This window comes from Rhizobium mayense (assembly GCF_030272705.1).
In the GTDB taxonomy this organism is placed as follows: domain Bacteria; phylum Pseudomonadota; class Alphaproteobacteria; order Rhizobiales; family Rhizobiaceae; genus Rhizobium; species Rhizobium mayense.
In genome coordinates, this window is the sequence record NZ_JARFYM010000005.1 from 1 (window position 1) to 20,036 (window position 20,036).

At 60.7% G+C, this 20,036-nt stretch carries 24 protein-coding genes; 9 read left to right on the plus strand and 15 right to left on the minus strand.

What is annotated here, in order from left to right:
- Nucleotides 1–272: 272 nt before the first annotated feature.
- The 3 genes from PY649_RS08775 to PY649_RS08785 are packed head-to-tail and all read right to left on the minus strand — an operon-like array spanning nt 273 to nt 3,007.
- Nucleotides 273–1,145: an SDR family oxidoreductase gene (locus PY649_RS08775; protein ID WP_285867896.1), complete on the minus strand. Its 873-nt coding sequence runs from the start codon at nt 1,143–1,145 to the stop codon at nt 273–275.
- On the minus strand, nt 1,145–2,302 hold the full coding sequence (gene queG / locus PY649_RS08780; protein ID WP_285867897.1) for a tRNA epoxyqueuosine(34) reductase QueG: 1,158 nt from the start codon (nt 2,300–2,302) through the stop codon (nt 1,145–1,147). Before queG ends, PY649_RS08775 begins: the two co-directional genes overlap by 1 nt.
- A gap of 12 nt (nt 2,303–2,314) precedes the next feature.
- The gene (locus PY649_RS08785; RefSeq protein WP_285867898.1) at nt 2,315–3,007 is read right to left on the minus strand and encodes a glutathione S-transferase family protein; all 693 of its coding nucleotides are present in this window, start codon (nt 3,005–3,007) and stop codon (nt 2,315–2,317) included.
- A 150-nt stretch (nt 3,008–3,157) separates the two neighbouring features.
- On the opposite strand from PY649_RS08785, the gene PY649_RS08790 reads away from it, so the two are divergent.
- Nucleotides 3,158–3,958 (plus strand): undecaprenyl-diphosphate phosphatase, encoded by an 801-nt coding sequence (locus PY649_RS08790; protein ID WP_285867899.1) that lies wholly within the window; start codon nt 3,158–3,160, stop codon nt 3,956–3,958.
- 69 nt (nt 3,959–4,027) lie between these two features.
- Here the strand turns inward: PY649_RS08790 and PY649_RS08795 are convergent, their stop codons facing one another.
- From PY649_RS08795 to dnaN, 7 genes are all read right to left on the minus strand, one after another.
- On the minus strand, nt 4,028–4,192 hold the full coding sequence (locus tag PY649_RS08795) for a hypothetical protein (protein ID WP_199773511.1): 165 nt from the start codon (nt 4,190–4,192) through the stop codon (nt 4,028–4,030).
- A 288-nt stretch (nt 4,193–4,480) separates the two neighbouring features.
- Nucleotides 4,481–5,461 carry a complex I NDUFA9 subunit family protein gene (locus tag PY649_RS08800; protein ID WP_285867901.1) on the minus strand — a complete coding sequence of 327 codons (981 nt, stop codon included), beginning with the start codon at nt 5,459–5,461 and terminating at the stop codon, nt 4,481–4,483.
- A 111-nt stretch (nt 5,462–5,572) separates the two neighbouring features.
- Nucleotides 5,573–5,860, minus strand: coding sequence for a DUF1330 domain-containing protein (locus PY649_RS08805; RefSeq protein ID WP_285867902.1), 288 nt, complete (start codon nt 5,858–5,860; stop codon nt 5,573–5,575).
- Nucleotides 5,861–5,885: 25 nt separating this feature from the next.
- Nucleotides 5,886–6,578, minus strand: coding sequence for an orotidine-5'-phosphate decarboxylase (gene pyrF / locus PY649_RS08810; protein ID WP_285867903.1), 693 nt, complete (start codon nt 6,576–6,578; stop codon nt 5,886–5,888).
- Between the two features lies 1 nt (nt 6,579).
- Nucleotides 6,580–7,167 carry a histidine phosphatase family protein gene (locus PY649_RS08815; protein WP_285867904.1) on the minus strand — a complete coding sequence of 196 codons (588 nt, stop codon included), beginning with the start codon at nt 7,165–7,167 and terminating at the stop codon, nt 6,580–6,582.
- An 86-nt stretch (nt 7,168–7,253) separates the two neighbouring features.
- Nucleotides 7,254–7,847 (minus strand): phospholipid N-methyltransferase PmtA, encoded by a 594-nt coding sequence (pmtA, locus tag PY649_RS08820; RefSeq protein ID WP_285867905.1) that lies wholly within the window; start codon nt 7,845–7,847, stop codon nt 7,254–7,256.
- Between the two features lie 216 nt (nt 7,848–8,063).
- Nucleotides 8,064–9,200, minus strand: a complete 1,137-nt coding sequence (gene dnaN / locus PY649_RS08825) for a DNA polymerase III subunit beta (RefSeq protein ID WP_285867906.1) — start codon at nt 9,198–9,200, stop codon at nt 8,064–8,066.
- Between the two features lie 246 nt (nt 9,201–9,446).
- On the opposite strand from dnaN, the gene rsmI reads away from it, so the two are divergent.
- From rsmI to gshB, 5 genes are all read left to right on the plus strand, one after another.
- A complete protein-coding gene (rsmI, locus tag PY649_RS08830; protein ID WP_285867907.1) occupies nt 9,447–10,355 on the plus strand; it encodes a 16S rRNA (cytidine(1402)-2'-O)-methyltransferase in 909 nt (302 codons plus the stop codon).
- Nucleotides 10,348–10,716 (plus strand): YraN family protein, encoded by a 369-nt coding sequence (locus tag PY649_RS08835; RefSeq protein ID WP_285867909.1) that lies wholly within the window; start codon nt 10,348–10,350, stop codon nt 10,714–10,716. Before rsmI ends, PY649_RS08835 begins: the two co-directional genes overlap by 8 nt.
- A 103-nt stretch (nt 10,717–10,819) precedes the next feature.
- Nucleotides 10,820–11,815: an endonuclease/exonuclease/phosphatase family protein gene (locus PY649_RS08840; RefSeq protein ID WP_285868165.1), complete on the plus strand. Its 996-nt coding sequence runs from the start codon at nt 10,820–10,822 to the stop codon at nt 11,813–11,815.
- A 96-nt stretch (nt 11,816–11,911) separates the two neighbouring features.
- Nucleotides 11,912–12,415 carry a cupin domain-containing protein gene (locus tag PY649_RS08845; protein WP_285867910.1) on the plus strand — a complete coding sequence of 168 codons (504 nt, stop codon included), beginning with the start codon at nt 11,912–11,914 and terminating at the stop codon, nt 12,413–12,415.
- A gap of 97 nt (nt 12,416–12,512) precedes the next feature.
- Complete coding sequence (gene gshB / locus PY649_RS08850; RefSeq protein WP_285867911.1) at nt 12,513–13,460, plus strand: glutathione synthase; 948 nt, start codon at nt 12,513–12,515, stop codon at nt 13,458–13,460.
- A gap of 55 nt (nt 13,461–13,515) precedes the next feature.
- On the opposite strand, the gene PY649_RS08855 is transcribed toward gshB, so the two are convergent.
- Entirely contained in the window at nt 13,516–13,656 is a 141-nt protein-coding gene (locus PY649_RS08855; RefSeq protein ID WP_285867912.1) for a hypothetical protein, read from the minus strand.
- 395 nt (nt 13,657–14,051) lie between these two features.
- Here PY649_RS08855 and PY649_RS08860 point away from each other — a divergent pair, with 395 nt between their 5' ends.
- Nucleotides 14,052–15,584 carry a YifB family Mg chelatase-like AAA ATPase gene (locus PY649_RS08860; RefSeq protein WP_285867913.1) on the plus strand — a complete coding sequence of 511 codons (1,533 nt, stop codon included), beginning with the start codon at nt 14,052–14,054 and terminating at the stop codon, nt 15,582–15,584.
- A 71-nt stretch (nt 15,585–15,655) separates the two neighbouring features.
- On the opposite strand, the gene cysK is transcribed toward PY649_RS08860, so the two are convergent.
- Complete coding sequence (cysK, locus tag PY649_RS08865) at nt 15,656–16,624, minus strand: cysteine synthase A (protein WP_285867914.1); 969 nt, start codon at nt 16,622–16,624, stop codon at nt 15,656–15,658.
- 134 nt (nt 16,625–16,758) lie between these two features.
- Nucleotides 16,759–17,373 (minus strand): LysE family translocator, encoded by a 615-nt coding sequence (locus tag PY649_RS08870; protein WP_285867915.1) that lies wholly within the window; start codon nt 17,371–17,373, stop codon nt 16,759–16,761.
- Nucleotides 17,374–17,503: 130 nt separating this feature from the next.
- Here PY649_RS08870 and PY649_RS08875 point away from each other — a divergent pair, with 130 nt between their 5' ends.
- Complete coding sequence (locus tag PY649_RS08875; protein ID WP_285867917.1) at nt 17,504–18,061, plus strand: cysteine hydrolase family protein; 558 nt, start codon at nt 17,504–17,506, stop codon at nt 18,059–18,061.
- A 23-nt stretch (nt 18,062–18,084) separates the two neighbouring features.
- On the plus strand, nt 18,085–18,717 hold the full coding sequence (locus tag PY649_RS08880) for a LysE family translocator (protein ID WP_285867918.1): 633 nt from the start codon (nt 18,085–18,087) through the stop codon (nt 18,715–18,717).
- 1 nt (nt 18,718) lies between these two features.
- On the opposite strand, the gene PY649_RS08885 is transcribed toward PY649_RS08880, so the two are convergent.
- Nucleotides 18,719–19,021 carry an NIPSNAP family protein gene (locus PY649_RS08885; protein ID WP_104821762.1) on the minus strand — a complete coding sequence of 101 codons (303 nt, stop codon included), beginning with the start codon at nt 19,019–19,021 and terminating at the stop codon, nt 18,719–18,721.
- Nucleotides 19,018–19,932 carry a DMT family transporter gene (locus PY649_RS08890; protein ID WP_285867919.1) on the minus strand — a complete coding sequence of 305 codons (915 nt, stop codon included), beginning with the start codon at nt 19,930–19,932 and terminating at the stop codon, nt 19,018–19,020. The genes PY649_RS08885 and PY649_RS08890 overlap by 4 nt, the downstream gene beginning before the upstream one ends.
- Nucleotides 19,933–20,036 lie beyond the last annotated feature (104 nt).

A 20,036-nucleotide genomic window follows, 5' to 3' on the forward strand; every position in this document is an offset into this window, starting at 1 on the left:
TTACCGCATATTATATTATAAATAGCTAAAATTAAGGTTTGGTGGAAAAAACCTAATGGAATCAGTTAAAAACCGAACGAATTTTCCCAAGTACCCATTGCAACGCGAGAGATCACGAAATTTGAAAAAATAATTTTCCGACTTCGCCTTATTTGCTGCCGCATTTGTGCAATTTCAGAGATCATTAACCATAATTGCGGAGAAAATTGAACTAGCCAATATGGGTTAGTAGGAATTTTCGTGCGATTCTTTGGGGCTATTTTCGCTTTCGCTTAGCCCCGCCAGCGCCCCGAGGACCAGAGCTCGGCAAGCGACATGCGGTATTCCGGATAGCGGAATGGAAAGCCGAGGGAGCGCAGTTTTGCGTTCGAAACCCGCTTGTTCTCACCATAGAACGAACGCGCCATGGGCGTCAGTTCCGCCGTTTCGAAGGGCTGCTCCGGCGGCGGCTCGATCGCCATCAAACGGGCTGCCTCGACGATGACATCCTGCGGCGGAGCGGGCTCATTGTCGGTGACATTATATATACCGCCCAGCTGACGAACGGAGAGGAAGTTGGCGCAGGCACCGATGTCTTCGACGCGGATGCGGTTGAACACCTGGTTCGCCTTGATCAGCCGCCGCGCCGTGCCCTTTTCCAGATTGCAAAAGGCATTGCGGCCGGGGCCGTAGATGCCGGCAAGCCTGAGCACGGAAACCGGGATGCCTAGCCTGATGCCAACGCGATGCCAGCCGTCCTCCGCTTCGACCCGTTCGACAGAGCGGTCGGCGACCGGATGCAGCGGCGTATCCTCGTTGACCCATGCGCCCTTGTGGTCGCCATAGACGCCGACCGTGGAAAGATAGCAAATCCACTCGAGCTTCGGCATGAATGCGCGGATATTCAGATGCGCCAGCCGCAGCAGCGGGTCACCCGCCTTGCCGGGCGCGATCGACTGGATGAGATGGGTCGCGGATTTCATCGCTTCGCTCAGTGCCGGCTCGAGCGTCTCGCCGTCGAAGACGAAGGCCTCGATGCCTTCTTTGGCGAGGAGATCGGTCTTGTCGGCCGAACGGGTCGTGCCGGTGACCCGAATACCGGGGCCGGCGAAAGCCTTGGCGATGGCCGTTCCCGAATAGCCGCAGCCGAAAATCATCACATGCATCACGCAACTCCTGCCATGGTCCATTCGGCGCGGACATCCGCGTCCGGCTCGTCGCCTCTTTCTGCCGCAAAAGTGCGGAACTCGCCAGCCGTCATCAACCGCGCCAGCGCCCAGACCGCCATGCCGCGCACCGCAGGTGAGGGATCGCCCGCTAGCATACGGCATGCCTCAATCAACCCGCGTTCTTCGGAATTGCCGGCGGCGATCAGCACATTGCGAATGAAGCGACCGCGGCCGATGCGCTTCACGGGCGAGCCGCTGAAGAAGCTGCGAAAGGCGGCATCGTCGAGCGTCAGCAGAAAGCTGATCGATGGCTCCTTGAGGTCGTCGCGGGCGGCCAACTTCATCTCCGACGCGGCGCTGGCGAACTTGTTCCAGGGGCAGGCCGCGAGACAGTCGTCGCAGCCATAGATTCGATTGCCGATCAGCGGCCGGAGCTGCGGATCGATGGGTCCCTTATGCTCGATGGTGAGATAGGAGATGCAGCGGCGCGCGTCGAGCTGATATGGCGCCGGGAAGGCGGCCGTTGGGCAGGCGTCGAGACAGGCGCGGCAGGACCCGCAGCGGTCGATCTCCGCCTCATCTGGATCAAGATCGGCTGTGGTGAACATCGAGCCGAGAAACAGCCAGGAGCCATGCGTGCGGCTGACAAGATTGGTGTGCTTGCCTTGCCAGCCGAGCCCGGCGGCGGCAGCCAGCGGCTTTTCCATGACCGGTGCCGTGTCGACGAAGACCTTGACGTCTTCCTGCGACCTGGCGGCGAAGCGTGTGGCGATCTCTTTCAGCCGACCCTTGATGATGTCGTGGTAGTCGCGGTTGCGGGCATAGACGGAAATGGCCGCCTTATCGGGCTTCTGCAGAATGCCCCGTGGGTCTTCCTCGGGGCCGTAGTTGAGACCGAAGACGGCGATAGAGCGCACATCGCTCCATAGCATATGCGGATCGCCCCGGCGTTCGCGCGTCTCTTCCATCCACGCCATGGTGCCGTGGAAGCCTTGCTCGATGAATTGATTGAGCCTGATCCCTGCCTCGGGAATGGCGTTCGAGCGCGTGATGCGGCAGAGATCGAAACCCTGCCTTCGGGATTCCTCGCGAAGAAAGGCGGTCAGCGTCTGCCGTCGCTTGCTTTCTTTTTCCGTTGCACGGTCTTCGGGCATATCCAGCCCTCGTCAGAAATCCAGATCGGCGTAGTGCGATACAGGGGTGATGCCGCGTACGCGTTCCGCCAGCATCGGCCGGAAAGACGGGCGCGATTTCAGCCGTTGATACCACTCCTTGGCAACAGGCGATTCCATCCAGTCGATCTCGCCGAGATAATCGAGAACGGAAATTGAGGCCGCCGCCGCGAGATCCGCATAGCTCAGCCGGTCGCCAGCGAGCCATTGGCGAGAACCCGCGAGCCAGGAGAGATACTTCATGTGCTGGCGAATGTTGCCCCGAGCCATGCGCATCACCTTGGAATCAGGGGCGCCGCCACCCTGATCCGCCGTCATCTGCAATTTATACACCCGTTCGCGCACCAAGGGCCGCGTTACGTCCTGCTCCATCTTCTGCATGAACCATTCCGTCAGCCGGCGGATCTCGGCGCGCTGGAAGGGGTCTTCGGCCAGAAGCCGGCGGTCTCGCTTCAGGACGCCATGCGTCTCGTCGAGATATTCGGAAATGACGGTCGCGCCGCAGAGTGCCCGCATGCTGTCGTCGACATAGACGGGCAGGGTGCCGGCCGGATTGAGCGCCAAAAAGTCACGTCGCTTTTCCCATGTCTGTTCCTCGATCAGCTCCGTCTGATAACCGTATTCGGTCAGGATCAGACGGACGAACCGTGACGGAGATGACATGGAATGATGATACAGCGTCGGCATTGATACTCAGGCTTTTGCGGTTGTGCTTATGGAAGTCTCGGGCCGATCTTTTTGTGGCCCTAGTCATTTGTCATCGGTTGAAGCTATAGGAGTTTGGCCTAGCTAATACAAGCGAATCGGGCCAACCCGCCCTTTAACTAAGGACACAATATGGCTGAACAAATTGTTATCGCGTTGTTTTTGGGCCTCGTGGAAGGCCTGACGGAGTTCATTCCGGTATCCTCCACGGGTCATTTGATATTAATCGGACATTTCCTCGGTTTTCAATCAGCTGCCACTTTCGACGTTCTAATCCAGCTCGGCGCGATCCTCGCCATCTTGCTCGTCTATTTCAATCGTCTCGTTCAAATCGCCAAAGCGCTGCCGGTCAGCGTGAAAGCGCGGCATTTCGTGCTTGCCGTTCTCTTCGGCTTTCTGCCGGCCGCGGTCATCGGAGCGATCGCACATGATTTCATCAAGACGGTGCTGTTCGATTCGCCCATGATTATATGTATCTCGCTGATCCTCGGCGGCGTTGTCCTGCTCGTCATCGACAAGATCCCGTTCAAGCCCAGATATACTAGTGCCTACGAATTTACCTGGCCGATGGCGATCAAGATCGGTTTCTTCCAGTGTCTGGCAATGATCCCTGGCACTTCGCGTTCCGGCTCGACCATTGTCGGCGCTCTGCTGCTCGGCGCCGACAAGCGTTCGGCAGCCGAATTTTCCTTCTTCCTCGCCATGCCGACCATGGCCGGTGCCTTCGCGCTTGACTTGTGGAAAAGCCGTCATGACCTCAGCATGGACCAGGGCCTGCTGATCGTCATCGGCTTCGTCACCGCTTTCATATCGGCGCTGTTCGTGGTCCGGGCGCTGCTCGACTTCGTCTCGCGTCGTGGCTTCGCCCCCTTCGCTTGGTGGCGTATCGCCATCGGCGTTCTTGGCCTGATCGGGCTTTACACGATCGGCTGAGGCGGATGCTCTAAGTCGCAATTTCGGGAAAAACGAAGGCCGGTGAAAACCGGCCTTTTTCGTGCTCGATCAGTTCGAGGAAGAGGGCTCGATGGAGCCTGTCGTGCAGGGGTCGACGCCATAGGTCGGAGTGCATTCGCCCTTCACCGAAGCGATGCTGCCGCGGGCCACGAAAGAGCCAGCGAGTATCACCAGTGCCGCGCACGCAAACAAAAGCGCGATAGACTTACCCATCGAAGAATGCCTTTCCGCAGAAGTGAAGCGCGTCCCAAATCGGTCCTTTGCCGGACCGGGCGACGCGCGGCTGTGTTAGTCAGTGAAACGACTAATAGCAATAAATGTTCATGTTAAATTTGACGTTAATGCTACTATTTTCACAGTGCGTCTTTTCGGCAACGCTAAGCTGTGGACCAAGGTGGAAAGGCGCCCCTCGGAGGGCGGAAGAGTACGGCGGCCTGAAGACATGAAAACGCGCCGCCTGGGGGAAACAGACGGCGCTTCAATTTTCGAATAGGCGATGTGTCAGGCGGCCTTGCCGGAACCGGTGAACTGGCCTTGCGGGCGATAGCGCACCAGATAGGACGGCAGTACCGAGATGAGCAGGGTCGGCAGCACGCCTATGCCCTTCAACGTGCGGCCCTCCGCCTCGGCTTCCTTGGAAACGACATTGTCGCTCTTCAGCAGGCGAACCTGGTCAGGCGTGATCGGCGGGGTGACGAGCGGTATGGCCGAAGCGATGCCGCCGATGAAGGAAGCAAGGCCAAACGGCAACGAAACCAGCGACTTCTTCCGGTTGATGACGGAGAGCGTCGTTTCGAGGCATTCGCGGAAAGAAAGCACCTCCGGACCGCCGAGTTCATAGATCGCGCCGGCCTTGAGCTTGCCGTCGACGCCGCGGGCGACTGCCTCTGCGACATCCTCGACATAAACCGGCTGGAACTTCGTGTTGCCGCCGCCGATCAGCGGCAGGAAGGGCGCGGTGCGCGCCATATCGGCGAACTTGTTGAAGAAGCCGTCTTCCGGACCGAAAACGATCGACGGGCGCAGGATCACCGCATCCGGCTTGATCGATAGGATGGCGGCTTCGGCGCGGCCCTTGGTGCGGGCATAAGCCGAAGGCGAATTGGCGTTGGCGCCGATGGCCGAGATATGGGTCAGCGAAGCGCCGACCCCGCGGGCGGCTTCCGCGATGGCCTTGGCGCCGAATTCCTGCACGGCATCGAATGTGTTGCGGCCGCTTTCGGCGAGAATGCCGACGCAATTGACCACATGCTGTGCGCCTTCGACGGCGCGGTCGATCGAGTTGCGGTAGCGCAGGTTCGCCTGGACGATCGAAATCTGGCCGAGATTGCCCTGCGGCTGCAGAAAGCCGGCGAGATCGGGACGGCGCACGGCGACGCGGATGCGATAGCCGCGCTTGGCAAGCACGCGGACGACATGCCGTCCGATGAAGCCCGATCCCCCGAACACGGTGACGAGCGGCGGAAGGTTGGACAGGGTCATGGCAGGCTCCTCGAAAGGCTTAGATAGGGCTGATCTGGCTTCGTCTTAACCGATCCGGAGGCCGAGGTGAAGTGCCATCGCGCCGCATATTCCGGCTGCTTTTTAAGAGCCTTAGACGCCTTCGACGACCAGCATTTCGGCATCGGCCACTTCCTGACGGATTTTAGCAGCGATCTGGTATTCGGGCGAGTTGTAACAGTCGACAGCATGCCGCAGCGACGGGAATTCGATGACGACGTTGCGGCCGCGCGCCTGGCCTTCGAGCGGCGTGAAGGCGCCGCCGCGAGCGAGGAAAACCGCGCCGTATCTCTCGAACGCCGGCTTGGCGGCGGCAACGTAATCCTTGTAGCGCTCGGGGTCGCGCACATCCACGCGTGCGATCCAATATCCCTTTGCCATGTCCGGTCTCCCTTTTTCCTGCGATTTAGAGCGCGGCGTCCATCTCCGCGAGGATAGCACGGGCGGCTTCCTTCGGATCGGGCGCTTTGACGATGGGCCGCGCGACGACGAGATGGCTCGACCCAGCCTTGATGGCCTCGGTCGGCGTCATCACGCGCTTCTGGTCGCCCTTGTCGCTGCCGGCAGGACGAATGCCGGGGGTCACCAGCGCCATGTTCGGACCGATGATCTTGCGCACGGCGGCGGATTCTTCAGCTGAGCAGACGATGCCGCCCATGCCGGCAAGGAGCGCCTGTTCGGCGCGGCGAAGCACCAGCGTATGCGGGTCATATTCATATCCGGCGGCGACCAGGTCCTGCTCATCCATGGAGGTCAGCACGGTGACGCCGAGCAGGCAGAGATCGGAACCCTTGGCCGCGGCGACGGCTGCCTGCATCGCCTTCGGATAGGCATGCAGCGTCAGCATAGACATGCCCATCTTGACGATGTTTTCGACACCGGATGCCACCGTATTGTCGATGTCGAGCAGCTTCATGTCGAGAAAGATCTTCTTGCCGCTGGCGGCGAGATCACGGGCAAATTCCAGGCCGCCGGCAAAGGCGAGCTGATAGCCGATCTTGTAGTAGAGAATATCGTCGCCGAGCGCCGTGACGACCTTTTCGGCTTCCTGAAGGTTTGGAACATCCAGTCCGACGATCAAGCGGTCGCGTGCGGTCATCTCAAGCCCATCCCTGCCAATCTTCCATAGGCGTCCAGTCGCATGAGATGACGCGCTTCGCAAGATCGAAACAGAAAAGATTGCCGCCACCGGCGGGTTGATCGCCCTGCCGCGCGATCGGCTTTCCCTCGACGTGGCACTTCAGCAGTGTCCCGACGCCACCGTGGCCGACAAAGGCGATCGGCTTGCGCGGGTTGTGCCGCGAAAGAACGGCTTCCACATGGGAGACTATTCGCGCCTGCGCATCGATCGCGCGCTCCCAGCCTCTAAAGCTTTCGTGCGGATGGGCAAAGAACCAGTCCGCCGCCTTCTCGAATTCGGGCGGAGCCAGAAAGCCCGTGGCGCTGCGGTCGTTCTCATGCATGGCTTCGATGATCTCGAGCTTCGCGCCGCTAGCAGTCACCAGGATCCCGGCAGTTTCGATCGCCTTGCGCTCGCCGCTGGAGACGATCAGGCCAAGCGTGCTTGCCCATGGACGTGTCGCCGCTGTTTTCGCCCGCGCCGCGCCGATATCGGAAAGACCCCATTCCGGAACCGGCACCGAGGGATCGATGCGCACCTGCGGGTGAGTGATATAGAGAGCGAACATCGAAGGAGGATTCCATGCTGACTGGTTTCTGAGCAGGAATATGTCCAGCCGAAACACAGTGGCAAGGCAATTCTTCTTGGATAGCGTTAACCCCGGCGATAGATCCAGAGTTGAGCCGGCGGGATGTTGCGGACGATAAAGTCGAAGTGCTGGATATGGTAGCGGTCCGGCCGGGCGATGATCGGCGATACGGGCCCGTAGGATATCTGCACTACAGGCCGGCCGCGCGGCATGCGGTCCAGCAGACTTTCAAGCAGTGCGACGCGCGCCTTCATCGGGAAATTCAGCAGCGGAATGCCGGAGACGACGGAATCGAACGTCTGGCCGCGCAAGACTCCAAGCGTCTTGTCAAGATCGAAGGCGTCGCCATTGATGAAGTGCACGCCGGGATAGAGACGGAGGAGATGATTGTAGAAATCGGTGGAATATTCGATGGCGACGAGATTTTCCGGTTCGAGGCCACGCGCCAGGATCGCCTTGGTGATCGCGCCGGTTCCGGGGCCGAGCTCCAGCACCGGGAGGCCCGAATGGGTGTTGACGACGCTCGCCATCTTGCGGGCGGTGATCGAGGATGTCGGAACGATCGAACCGACCGTTTTCGGGCCTTGCATCATGCCTTTGAAGAAACGGATTTCTTCGTCGAATTTTTTGCCAAGCCGTTCCTTGAGACGCAGCGCCATGCTCTCCCCCACCAGATTCGTACAGTTGCGACTCACATATCTCTTATATCTTATCTTGCAATGCCGTGACGCAATAACAAGAGAAAATGTCGCAATCAACAAAGGCCAAAATAAAAGCGCCCTCTTTCGCTCATGAGAACGCATGAAGGGCGCTTCGGTTTCGCTAGAGACGGATTCAGATTTCAGGTCGAATCGACCTGAAATCTGAATCCGTCTCTAAATCAAAAAGTTAGAGCGGGATGTCGCCCGAAAACCGCGCACACTTTTCGGCATCCCGGCAGTGTCGCGGATCAGCGTCGGCGAGCCGGCATCGGCAAGCAGGAAGATCGCCGCATCGCCGGACAATTGCGCGGTGATGTCGAGCAGATATTTGGCATTGAAGCCGATCTCCATCGCATCCATGTCGTAGCCGACGGCAACTTCTTCCGTAGCGCTTCCGGAGTCCGGATTGTTGACCGTCAGCAGTAGCTGACCGTCCGACAGCGCCAGCTTCACGGCGCGACCGCGCTCGGATGAAATGGTCGAGACGCGGTCGACAGCCTGGGCGAAGGTCTGGCAATCGACCCGCATTTCCTTGTCATTGCCGGTCGGGATGACGCGCTGATAATCAGGGAAGGTACCGTCGATCAGCTTCGAGGTCATGACGATCGAGCCGATCGTCAGACGGATCTTTGCGTCGGACACTTCGACAGTCACGACGACATCGGGACTGTCGACCAGCTTCTGCAATTCGCCGACCGTTTTGCGCGGAATGATGATGCCCGGCATACCTTCCGAGCCCGAAGGAGCGTCGACATCGGCGCGGGCGAGACGGTGACCATCGGTGGCCACGGCCCTCAGCTTCAGCTCGCCCTTGCTTTCGATCGTGTGGAAGAAGATGCCATTCAGATAATAACGCGTCTCTTCGGTGGAAATCGCAAACTGCGTCCGGTCGATCAGCATCTTCAGGTCCGCGGCCTTCAGCTTGAAGGAATGGCTGAAGCTGCCGGCGGTCAAGTCCGGAAAATCGGATTCCGGCAAGCATTGCAGCGAGAATTTCGAGCGGCCCGAGGCAACCGTCATCGAGCTGCCGTCGGGGTTGGTGGCGAGAAGCACTTCCGAACCGTCCGGCAGCTTGCGCACGATGTCGTAGAGCAGATGCGCCGGCACGGTGGTGGCGCCGGCCTTCTCCACATTGGCGGGCGTCGCCTCAGTGATTTCAAGATCGAGGTCCGTCGCCTTCATATCGAGGCTCGTACCCTCGGCCTTGAGCAATACGTTGGACAGGATCGGGATCGTGTTGCGACGCTCGACCACGCGATGCACGTGGTTCAGCGATTTCAGGAGGTTCGACCGCTCAATTGTAATACGCATGATGCTACCGCTTTCGACCGTTACTGCCCGGGCGGCCACAGGCGCCCGAAGGATGCGTTTCGGACAAGGCCCGAGATTGGACGGGCAAAATGACAGAACTCAGCACGAGAATGCAAGAGGCATCGGGGTTTGCTGCGCGTCATTTCGGCATTTGCCCGACAATGCTCACAGGATTTGCGCCGCTCTTGCCGTCAGGCCATACCTCGCCCATAAAGACGATGATTCCGAGGCGAATTCAGGGTCGGTATGAGCGACGAACACACAAACAGCGGGGCGCGCAGCTTCCGCCTGCATAATACCACAGTTCCTGCGCGGCCGCTTGAGCCGGCGCTTTATCTCGTCGCCACGCCGATCGGCAATCTCGGTGATATCACGCTTAGGGCACTGGAGACGCTGGCCGGCGCCGATGTTCTTGCCTGCGAGGATACGCGCGTCACCCGCGTACTGCTCGACCGTTACGGCATCCAGAATAGGCCCTTCGCCTATCATGAGCACAATGCCGACGAGGCCGGGCCGCGGCTGCTGCAGGCGCTGGAAGCTGGTCGCTCGGTGGCATTGGTGTCCGATGCCGGCACGCCGCTGGTCTCCGATCCCGGCTATCGTCTGGCGCAGCAGGCGATTGACGCGGGTTACCGTGTGGTGCCGATCCCGGGGGCGTCCGCGCCGCTCGCCGCGCTGGTCGGCTCCGGCCTGCCCAACGATGCCTTTTTCTTCGCCGGCTTCCTACCCGCCAAGGACAAGGGCCGCCGCGACCGGCTTGCCGAGCTCGCCGCCGTTCCGGCGACCCTGATCTTCTTTGAATCACCGCATCGCATCGCCGCGACGCTCGCCGCCGCCGCCGATGTGCTCGGCGGCGAGCGCAAGGCGGCCGTCTGCCGCGAACTCACCAAAACCTTTGAGGAATTCCGTCGCGGCACGCTCACCGAGCTTGCCGTGTTCTATGGGGCCGTCGAGCATGTGAAAGGCGAGATCGTGCTGCTCGTCGGTCCGCCGGCGGAAAGCATAGCGGCAGAGGCGGATGTCGAGGCCATTCTCACCGAACTCGCGCGGACAATGCCGACTGCCAAGGCCGCTGGAGAGGCGGCACGCTTGACTGGCCTGCCGCGCAAGGATCTCTATCAGCGCCTGCTCGATATGAAAGAGCGCGATGGCTGAGACCGGCGAAAGATTGAAGCGGCGGAAGGCCTGGCGGCGCGGCCGTGTCTCGGAATATGCCGCGGCGCTTCTCCTGTTTTTCAAGGGCTACCGGGTCCTCGCCATCCGCCACCGCACCAAGCTCGGCGAAATCGACATCATCGCCCGCAAAGGCGATCTCGCCGTCTTCGTCGAGGTCAAAGCCAGGCGCGACGAGCAGGAGGCGATCGATGCCGTCTCCTTTTCCGCGCAAAAACGCATTCGCGCCGCCAGCGACCTCTGGCTGGCGCGGCAACCGGACTACGCACGCCTGTCCCAGCGCTACGATATCGTCGCCATCCTGCCCGGCCGCTGGCCTCGGCATTTTCCGGATGCCTTTTGAGGCTGAGTTCATGGGGGCGTCATAAAACGCGCCTATTGCCGGGATGACCGCGCTTACGCCGCCTCCAGGCATTGCGCTTTATCCCACCTCGACAGGGCTCACGATGATCCGCAGCACCGTTTCCGCCTTTTCCGTTCCCTCGCACGAGGAACGCAAAGGTTTCATTTCTTTGGAAAAGACTCCCGACATTCACGCCGCAACGCTGGCTTCCCTCGCATGCATGAACACGGTGCGCGCCGGTGGCGCGACCGGCGATGTGCGGCCGCTCGCTTTCCCTTTCGCTGTCGCTGCGTGGAACTTGGAGCGCTGCCTTTTCCCCATCGAATCCGCCGCCAAGCTGAAGGCGACCGGTGCGCCGCTGGTGCTGCTGTCTGAAATGGACGAGGGCATGGCCCGTACTCAGCAGAGCGATCCGACCGCCATCGTCGCAGGCGACCTCGGCATGACCTATGCCTACGGCGTCGAATTCCTCGAACTCAGCCTAGGCTCCGAGATCGAGCATTCCTTCTGCAAGCAGGATTTCAATGAGAAGGGTTTTCATGGCAACGCGCTGATGGCTTCGACCGCGCTGAAGGATGTCTTCCTGTTCCGCCTGCCGGGCGAGGCCGTCTGGTTCAAGGACAGTAATGAGCAGCCGCGCGTTGGCGAGCGCTGCGCCATAGGCGCCATCGTCGAAACCGAAGAGGGGTCTTTCGTCGCCGTTTCCGTGCATCTCGAAAGTGCCGCCAACGGCCTTTACCGCGAACGCCAGACAGCGGCGCTGATCGATGCCGTGGAGGCTTATGCGCCCGGTCTGCCGATCCTGATCGGCGGCGATCTCAACACCGGCAATCACAGCGGTGGCGATTTTGAGACGGATACGCTTTTCGCCATGGCGGCGGCCCGCGGCTTCGAGCGCCACGGCGGCCCGCTCGATCAGACGAGCACGCGCCCCAGCCTGATCACCCGCTTTCCCGAGCGCGCCATGAAGCTCGACTGGTTCCTGAGCCGCGGTCTGAAGATCAGCGAAAGCCATCTGATCTCTTCGCTCAACGAGGAAGGCAAGCTGCTTTCCGATCATGATATGGTCGTCTGCACCATCGAGGGTTTTGCATCCTGATTCTTGCAACCGTTAAAATGTGCCGCTTTTTCTGAACCCTGCCGTTACCCCTTTCATGCCATCAAGGTGCAAACACAGGTGGCATCGGGGATTTTTATGGTCTGGAAGTTGATGTTTGCGAGTGTGGCGGCCTTTGCCGCTCGTGCAATGCCGGTTGCGGTGGCGTTGCCGCCGGCAAGGAACTTCGTGGCGGGCGCTGCCAGCGAAATGGAATTGAAGCCGTCGCCGATCGAACCGTCCTGGATCATTGCCGGTGCGCCCACCGCCCGTTTGGCCGAACATTCGCGCGGGCTGGACGATGCTGCGCTGACGGCGGTGTGGGATTGTACGGCGGGCGAGTTCCGCTGGCATTTCGGCTGGGATGAAACCGTGATGATCCTCGAAGGCGAGGTGCATATTACCACGGAGGACGGCGTCGAACGCTTGCTCGGCGCCGGCGACGTCGCCTATTTTGCCGGCGGCACTTGGGCCACATGGCGCATCGATCGCTATGTGAGGAAGGTTGCCTTCTGCCGCAAACCCTTCCCGAAACCGCTGGCCATGGCCTATCGCCTGCGTGACTTCGTTAGACAGGGCGGCGCACAGGGCATCGCTGCCTGATCGCGCGGACCTGCGCCTTCGCGAAGCACTTGAATAGCCGTTGCGTTTGAAAGCCGGGCGACCTAAATCTGTCGGCGAATTCGAGCGAGGGCAGACTATGGCTGGTATCAAGAATGTTGCGGTCCAGATGGACCACGTGAAGAGCATCAATATCGCTGGCGACTCGACCTTCGCCATGAGCCTCGAGGCCCAGAGCCGCGGCTATAAGCTCTTTCACTACACACCCGAGCGTCTGAGCATGCTCGATGGCAAGATCCACGCTACGGTCGAGCCGATGATCCTGCGCGACGTCAAGGGCGATCACTTCGAGCTCGGCGAGCCGGAACGCGTGGATCTTTCGACCATGGATGTCGTGCTGCTGCGCCAGGACCCGCCTTTTGACATGGCCTACATCACCTCGACGCACCTGCTCGAGCGCATCCACCCCAAGACGCTGGTCGTCAACGATCCGGGCTGGGTGCGCAATTCGCCGGAAAAGATCTTCGTCACCGAATTCGCCGACCTGATGCCGAGGACGCTGATCACCCGCGATGCCGGTGAAATCCGCCGCTTCCGCGAGGAGATGGGCGACATCATCCTGAAGCCGCTTTACGGCAATGGCGGCGCCGGCGTCTTCCATTCGACCCGCGACGACCGCAATCTGTCTTCGCTGCTCGAAATGTTTGGCCAGATGTTCCGTGAGCCTATCATCGCCCAGCAATATCTGCCCGACGTCCGCAAGGGCGACAAGCGCATCATTCTCGTGGACGGCGAAGCAGTCGGCGCGATCAACCGCGTGCCGGCCGAGCATGATAGCCGCTCCAACATGCATGTCGGCGGCCGCGCCGAGGCGACCGAACTGACGCCGCGCGAAAAGGAAATCTGCGAGCGCATCGGCCCGGCGCTGAAAGCGCGCGGCTTCCTGCTCGTGGGCATCGACGTCATCGGCGACTACATGACCGAGATCAATGTCACCTCGCCGACCGGCCTGCGCGAAGTCAAGCGCTTCGGCGGCGCCGATATCGCCAGCCTATTGTGGGATGCGATTGAATCCAAGCGAGCCTGAGGGGCGCCTGCCTTACAGGGGGCAAGCGCCGTCTCTCCTCTCGCCGCGAGGTGAGCTATATCGCGATGGCCAACCGGCGGCAGGTCAGGATCACCGCTGACTGGTTGGTAGAATCCTCGTTCGAGATGACGGCCGGTACGAAGCCGAAATGCGGTTTCACATCGACCGTCATCCCAACGTAAGACCGCTTGTCCATGACGCCCGCTCAGGCCGCCGATGGAGCTGACGGTGCCGCTGACGCTGACATAGCCCTTACTATCCTGGAAGCGGCCATCGGTCCGAAGATCAGTACGCCCTCATAGGGAAGCTCTTCGCGCAAACCTTTTTCCACCGCGGCGGTTTCCTTGGCGCTCAATTGATAGGGAACGCCTTTTCCAGATTATCCCCGCCATCGATCGACAGGCAGCCGGCCAGAACAGCGACCCGCAGAAGGGATAGCGATACCACAAGTCTCATATTTGCCCCCGATCGTAGAAATCGTCCCTTCGTTCTTTTATTGTTCTTGTTTCATTCCATAATTTCTGCCACTATGCAACCCATAGTCTGTTATGAAAAATTGATAGCGGTAAACGGGTTAAAAGAGGGCTGAGGATGGTAGCGCGCGTCAGCACGGTGGCGTTTCAGGGCATTGAGGGCGTTCCCGTCGAAGTTCAGGTGATGATCTCGCCCGGCAAGGTGCTGATGCATATTGTCGGTCTGCCGGACAAGGCGGTGGCCGAAAGCCGTGAACGGGTGCAGGCCGCCCTTCATGCCTCCGGCCTGTCGCTGCCGCCGAAGAAGGTGACGGTCAATCTAGCACCGGCGGACCTGCCCAAGGAGGGCAGCCATTTCGATCTTCCGATCGCGCTCGGGTTGATGGCGGCGCTGGGCGCCATTCCGGCGGATGCGCTTGCCGCCTATAGCGTCATCGGCGAACTCAATCTCGATGGCACGATTGCGCCCGTTGCCGGCGCGCTGCCGGCCGCGATCGCCGCCAATGCCATCGGCAAGGGCCTGATATGTCCCGCCGAAAGCGGCCCGGAGGCTGCATGGGCGGGCGCTGAAATCGATATTCTCGCGCCGCGCAGCTTGATCGCGCTCGCCAATCACTTCCGCGGCACCCAGGTTCTGTCGCGGCCCGAACCGGCGATCCGCGCCAATGCCGCCAACGTCCCCGACCTCGCCGATATCAAGGGCCAAGAGAGCGCCAAGCGGGCGCTGGAAGTAGCCGCGGCTGGTGGTCATAATCTGCTTTTTGTCGGTCCGCCCGGTTCCGGCAAGTCGATGCTGGCGTCCCGCCTGCCGTCCATTCTACCGCCACTGTCGACGGCGGAGCTATTGGAAGTGTCGATGATCCATTCCGTCGCGGGTCAGCTTTCGGGCGGGAAACTCTCCGACCGCCGGCCTTACCGCACGCCGCATCATTCCGCCACCATGGCGGCGCTGGTCGGCGGCGGCCTGCGCGCCCGCCCCGGCGAGGTATCGCTTGCCCATCACGGCGTTCTTTTTCTCGATGAATTGCCCGAGTTTTCGCCGCAGGCGCTGGACGCGCTGCGCCAGCCGCTGGAATCGGGCGAATGCGTTATCGCCAGGGCCAATCATCGCGTTTCCTATCCGGCCAGCATCCAGCTCGTCGCTGCCATGAATCCCTGCCGTTGCGGCATGGCCGGCGAGCCGGGTCACACTTGCGCCCGCGGTCCGCGTTGCATGACGGATTATCAAGGCCGCATTTCCGGGCCGCTGCTGGACCGCATCGATATCCGTCTCGACGTGCCCGCCGTTTCCGCTGCTGATCTCATCCGCCCGACGACAGCCGAAAAGAGCGCCGATGTCGCCCTTCGCGTCGCTCGAGCCCGCGAGCGGCAGCGCGAACGTTTCGAGGCTGCCGGGATGAAGGGAATTGCCACCAATGCCCGCTGCTCGACATCGATGATCGAAACTATCGCGGAGCCTGACGCCGCCGGCCTGCAATTGCTACGCGACGCGGCGGAGAAGATGAAGTTTTCCGCCCGCGGCTATCATCGCGTCTTGAAAGTGGCCCGAACGCTCGCCGATCTCGACGACAAGCAAACGGTCGGGCGCATCCATCTCGCGGAAGCCATTTCCTACCGCATTGCAGGGGAACGGCTGACCGCTGCCGCGTGAGCGCAAGCGGCTGAAAATGACAAAGGGCGCTGTCGCGCCCTTTGAATCCCTGGCGTTCGAAGCAGGCCGTATTAGCCGCCAAGCCCTTCGAACAGCGCCGTCGAGAGATAGCGCTCGGCGAAGGAGGGGATGATGATGACGATATTCTTGCCTTCGTTTTCCGGACGCTGGCCGATCTTGATGGCAGCCGCGATGGCCGCACCGGAGGAGATGCCGACCGGCACGCCTTCGAGCCTGGCCACGAGACGTGCATGCTGGAAAGCTTCGTCATTGGTGATGGTGACGACCTCGTCATAGATGTGCGTGTCGAGAATTTTCGGGGCGAAACCGGCACCGATGCCCTGGATCTTATGCGGGCCGGGATTGCCGCCGGACAGGATCGCCGAGTCGGCCGGCTCGACGGCAACAACCTTGATATTCGAATTGCGCGCTTTCAGCACCTGGCCGACACCGGTGATCGTACCGCCGGTACCGATGCCGGACACTAGGATATCGACCGTCCCGTCCGTATCGTTCCAGATTTCCTCGGCTGTCGTCTTGCGATGGATTTCCGGGTTGGCCGGGTTTTCGAACTGCTGCGGGATGATGGCGTCGGGCAGCGACGAGGCCAGTTCCTCGGCCTTGGCGATCGCGCCCTTCATGCCCTTCGGACCCTCGGTCAGCACCAGCTCAGCGCCGAGCAGGAGCAGCATTTTGCGGCGCTCGATCGACATGGTTTCCGGCATGGTCAGGATCAGCCTGTAACCCTTGGCGGCGGCGGCGAAGGCGAGCGCGATGCCAGTATTGCCGGACGTCGGCTCGATCAGGACGCTCTTGCCGGGAGTGATTTTGCCCTGGGCTTCCAGGCTCTCGATCATCGCGACGCCGATACGGTCCTTGACGGAGGCGATCGGGTTGAAGAACTCGAGCTTCGCCAACAGATTGGCCTTGACGCCCTTTTCCTTGGCCAGCTTGTCGAGACGCACGATCGGCGTATCACCGATGGTGTCGGTGATCGAGGCATAGACGCGGCCGCGACCTGGTTTGCGGGTGTCGGACATGGGTAGCTCTCCTTCATTGGAATTGTAGAGGCACAATAGGATCAAACGTCAGCGGAAACCAGAATGCGATCACTCTGCCGATCCCATACCGCGGGAAAAGAATCTTCTGCGAGACTTCCCCGGGAAAGGTTTTTTCAGGCGCGGGTGGCGATGAAGGCGGCTGTTCCCGCGAGAATGCTGGCGGCGACCCGGTTCAGAATCTGTAGCGCTTTCGGTCGCTTGAGGAAGGTCCGGGCGCGGGAAGCAAGCAGCATATAGGGGACCAGCACCACCAGGAGCACCACGAACGTCGTCGCGAGCAACATGGCATATTCGCGAAGCCCAATACCGCGGATATCGATCAGCGTCGGAACCAGCGCCACATAGAACAGCATGGTTTTCGGGTTGCCGAGCGTTACCAGCAGCCCGGACAGGAAGGACATACCGACGCTGGCCGATTTTTTCGCCGCGACATTCGTGGAGAGCAGCCCGGCGGTCCAGAGTTTCCAGGCGATATAGACGAGATAGAGCGCACCGGCGATCTTGATGACGATGAAGACCTCGGTGAAGGTCTGTGCCACGAAGGCGAGGCCGAGAATGACCGCGGTCAGGTAGGTCATGTCACCGAGCACGAGGCCAAGGCCCATGAAAAAGGTGACACGGAAGCCGGAACCAAGCGCGCGGGCAACGATTGCGGTGATGCCCGGACCGGGAATTGCCGCCGCGATGAAGAGCGCGCCGCTATAGGCGAGCAGGGCTGCAAGCGTCATGGTGCGTTCCTCCAAGTATAGGCGGATGCTCTATCGCACCACTCTTGCGTTTTCAAGCGATTGCGCAAACGACGCGAACATACTACCAAAGGCTTAACAGGCCGTCGAAACTGTGTTGCATAAGGCTCCCATGTCGTCCGCATTGCTCCTGATCGACCTTCAGAATGCCATTTTGACCGGTCTCGGCACGCCAGAGCGCCAGCCGGCGATCGCCGCCGCCCTCGAGGCGGTCGTGGCCAGACTTGCGGAATTGAAGCGAAAGGCTCGCGCCGCCGGAATTCCTTCCTTTATCGTCCAGCATGACGGCCAGGGGACGCATCGTCTGGCGAAACGCGGCGAGGGCTGGCAGTTGCGTCGCGAGATCGCGCCGGAGGCCGGCGATGTCGTGGTCCACAAGACCAGCTGCGATTCCTTCTTCGAGACCGATCTCGAGGCGCGCCTGCGTGCACGCGATATCACGCATCTCATTATCGGCGGCTGCATGACGCAATTCTGCGTCGACACCACCGCGCGGCGCGCCGTTTCGCTCGGCTTCGATGTGACCTTGCTCTCGGATGGTCATACCACCGCCGATATGGGCAAGCTGACATTCGACGCGATCATCGCTCATCACAATATGCTGCTCGACGGCTTCGATGCCGGCCCGCATGACATCAAGCTTGCCTCGACACTCCAAATCTCCTTCTGACTTCATTCCCCGCCGGAGACTCCATGCCGCACTTCACCAGTGTGATCACCTTTGCCCTGATCTGTCTCGGCATGGTGCTGACGCCCGGGCCGAACATGATTTATCTGGTGTCGCGATCGATCTCGCAGGGGCCGGCGGCCGGGCTGATTTCGCTCGGCGGCGTGGTGCTGGGCTTCGTCTTCTACATGTTTTCGGCCGCGCTCGGCATCACGGCCTTCCTGTTCGCCGTGCCCTTTGCCTATGATGCACTGCGACTTGCCGGTGCAGTCTATCTCGCCTGGCTTGCCTGGAATGCTTTAAGGCCAGGCGGCCGTTCGGCCTTCCAGGTTCGCGATCTCCCGAAGGACAGGCCGCGCAAGCTCTTCGTCATGGGCCTGGTGACCAGCCTGCTGAATCCGAAGGTCGCGGTGCTATATCTCTCGTTGCTGCCGCAGTTCATCGATCCCACGGCCGGCGGCGTCTTTGCCCAGTCCGTCATCTTCGGCTTTACTCACATCGCCGTCAGCCTGACCTTCAACGCGATCTTTGCATTGACGGCTGGCTCCGTCGCGCTGTTCTTCTCAAGCCGCCCGTCCTTCATGCTGGTGCAGCGTTGGCTGATGGGTACGGTACTGGCGGGGCTTGCGATGCGCATGGCCTTTGAGGCGCAGCGCTAAATTAGAAAACAGGCCGCATGAAGCTGCGCTCATAGCTGACAATGCAACGCGTCTCCTCCGCATAGGCAAAGGCGGCGCGGCATTCGGCATCCTCGGCCATCGCCTGCCGATAGCCCTCGTAAGCGGCGAGGCTCGGGAAGCTGAAGAGCGCCAGCGCAATGTTGTTGGCGCCTTCATGCGGCAGGAAATAGCCGTGATGCGTGCCGCCGAGCCGGTTGACGAGCGGAATCCAGAGCTTTGCGTAATGTTCGAATTCCGCGAGTTTGTAGGGATCGATCGTATAACGAAGATAGCAGGTGATCATTCGGCGGCTTCCTTTGAAAGATTACCGCTTTTATGGCGCGGCAAAGTGATCGTCCAGCCGAGGTTCATGCCTGCCGCCGCGGCCAAAATGATCACCGCGCCGATGATCTGCGCGATGCCGAGCACATGGCCGAAGGCGAAGCGATCGACGACGATGGCGGCGATCGGATAAATGAACGACAGCGTCCCGATCAGATGGGTCGGCAGCTTCTGGATCGCGCCATAGAGCAGCACATACATCAAGCCGGTGTGGACAATACCCATCGTCGCCAGAATAGACCATCCGCCCGCATCCCGCGGCGAGGTCGAGAAATCGGTAAGGGGCGCAAGCATCAGAATGCCGGTCGAGACCTGGATCAACGCAATCAAATGCGGCGGCGTGCCCTTCAGCCATTTGGCGGCGAGGGCGGCAATGGCATAAAAGAAGGCGGCGCCGAGCGAGAGCAGGATGCCCACAGCATAGCTGCCGCCGCTGCCAGCCTCCGCCGGCTTGCCCTCGACGATGACGGCCATGCCGGCAAAGGCGAAGCCCAGCCAGAAAAGCTTGCTGAGCGTGATCTTTTCGCCGAGAAATAGCGCGCCGAGCCCAAGCAGCATGAAGGGTTGCGTATTGTAGACTGTCGTCGCGATCGAGATGGAGGCATGCGAATAGGCGGCGAAAAGCAGCAGCCAATTGAGGACGATGGCAACGCCGCCAGCGACGGCGATCACAAAGGTCCTGAGGTTGAGAATACCCGGGCGCAACAGGCCCATGGCCCCGCAGATGATAAGGAGCGTAAGCGCACCAAACACGCAACGCCAGAAGACGACGCCGATGACCGGCTGTCCCGACATCAGGACGAACCAGCCGATCGTCCCCGAAATCAGCATTGCCGCTGTCATTTCCGCTGTGCCGCGCTTGATCTCGTTCATTGCCAGTGCCCCCCTTTTTCGAGAGCCTGATAATATTGCGGCGAGCGGGCAGATGATATAGTCTGGGTAAGGAATTATGGTCGTGTTGCCTAATTAAACGAGGC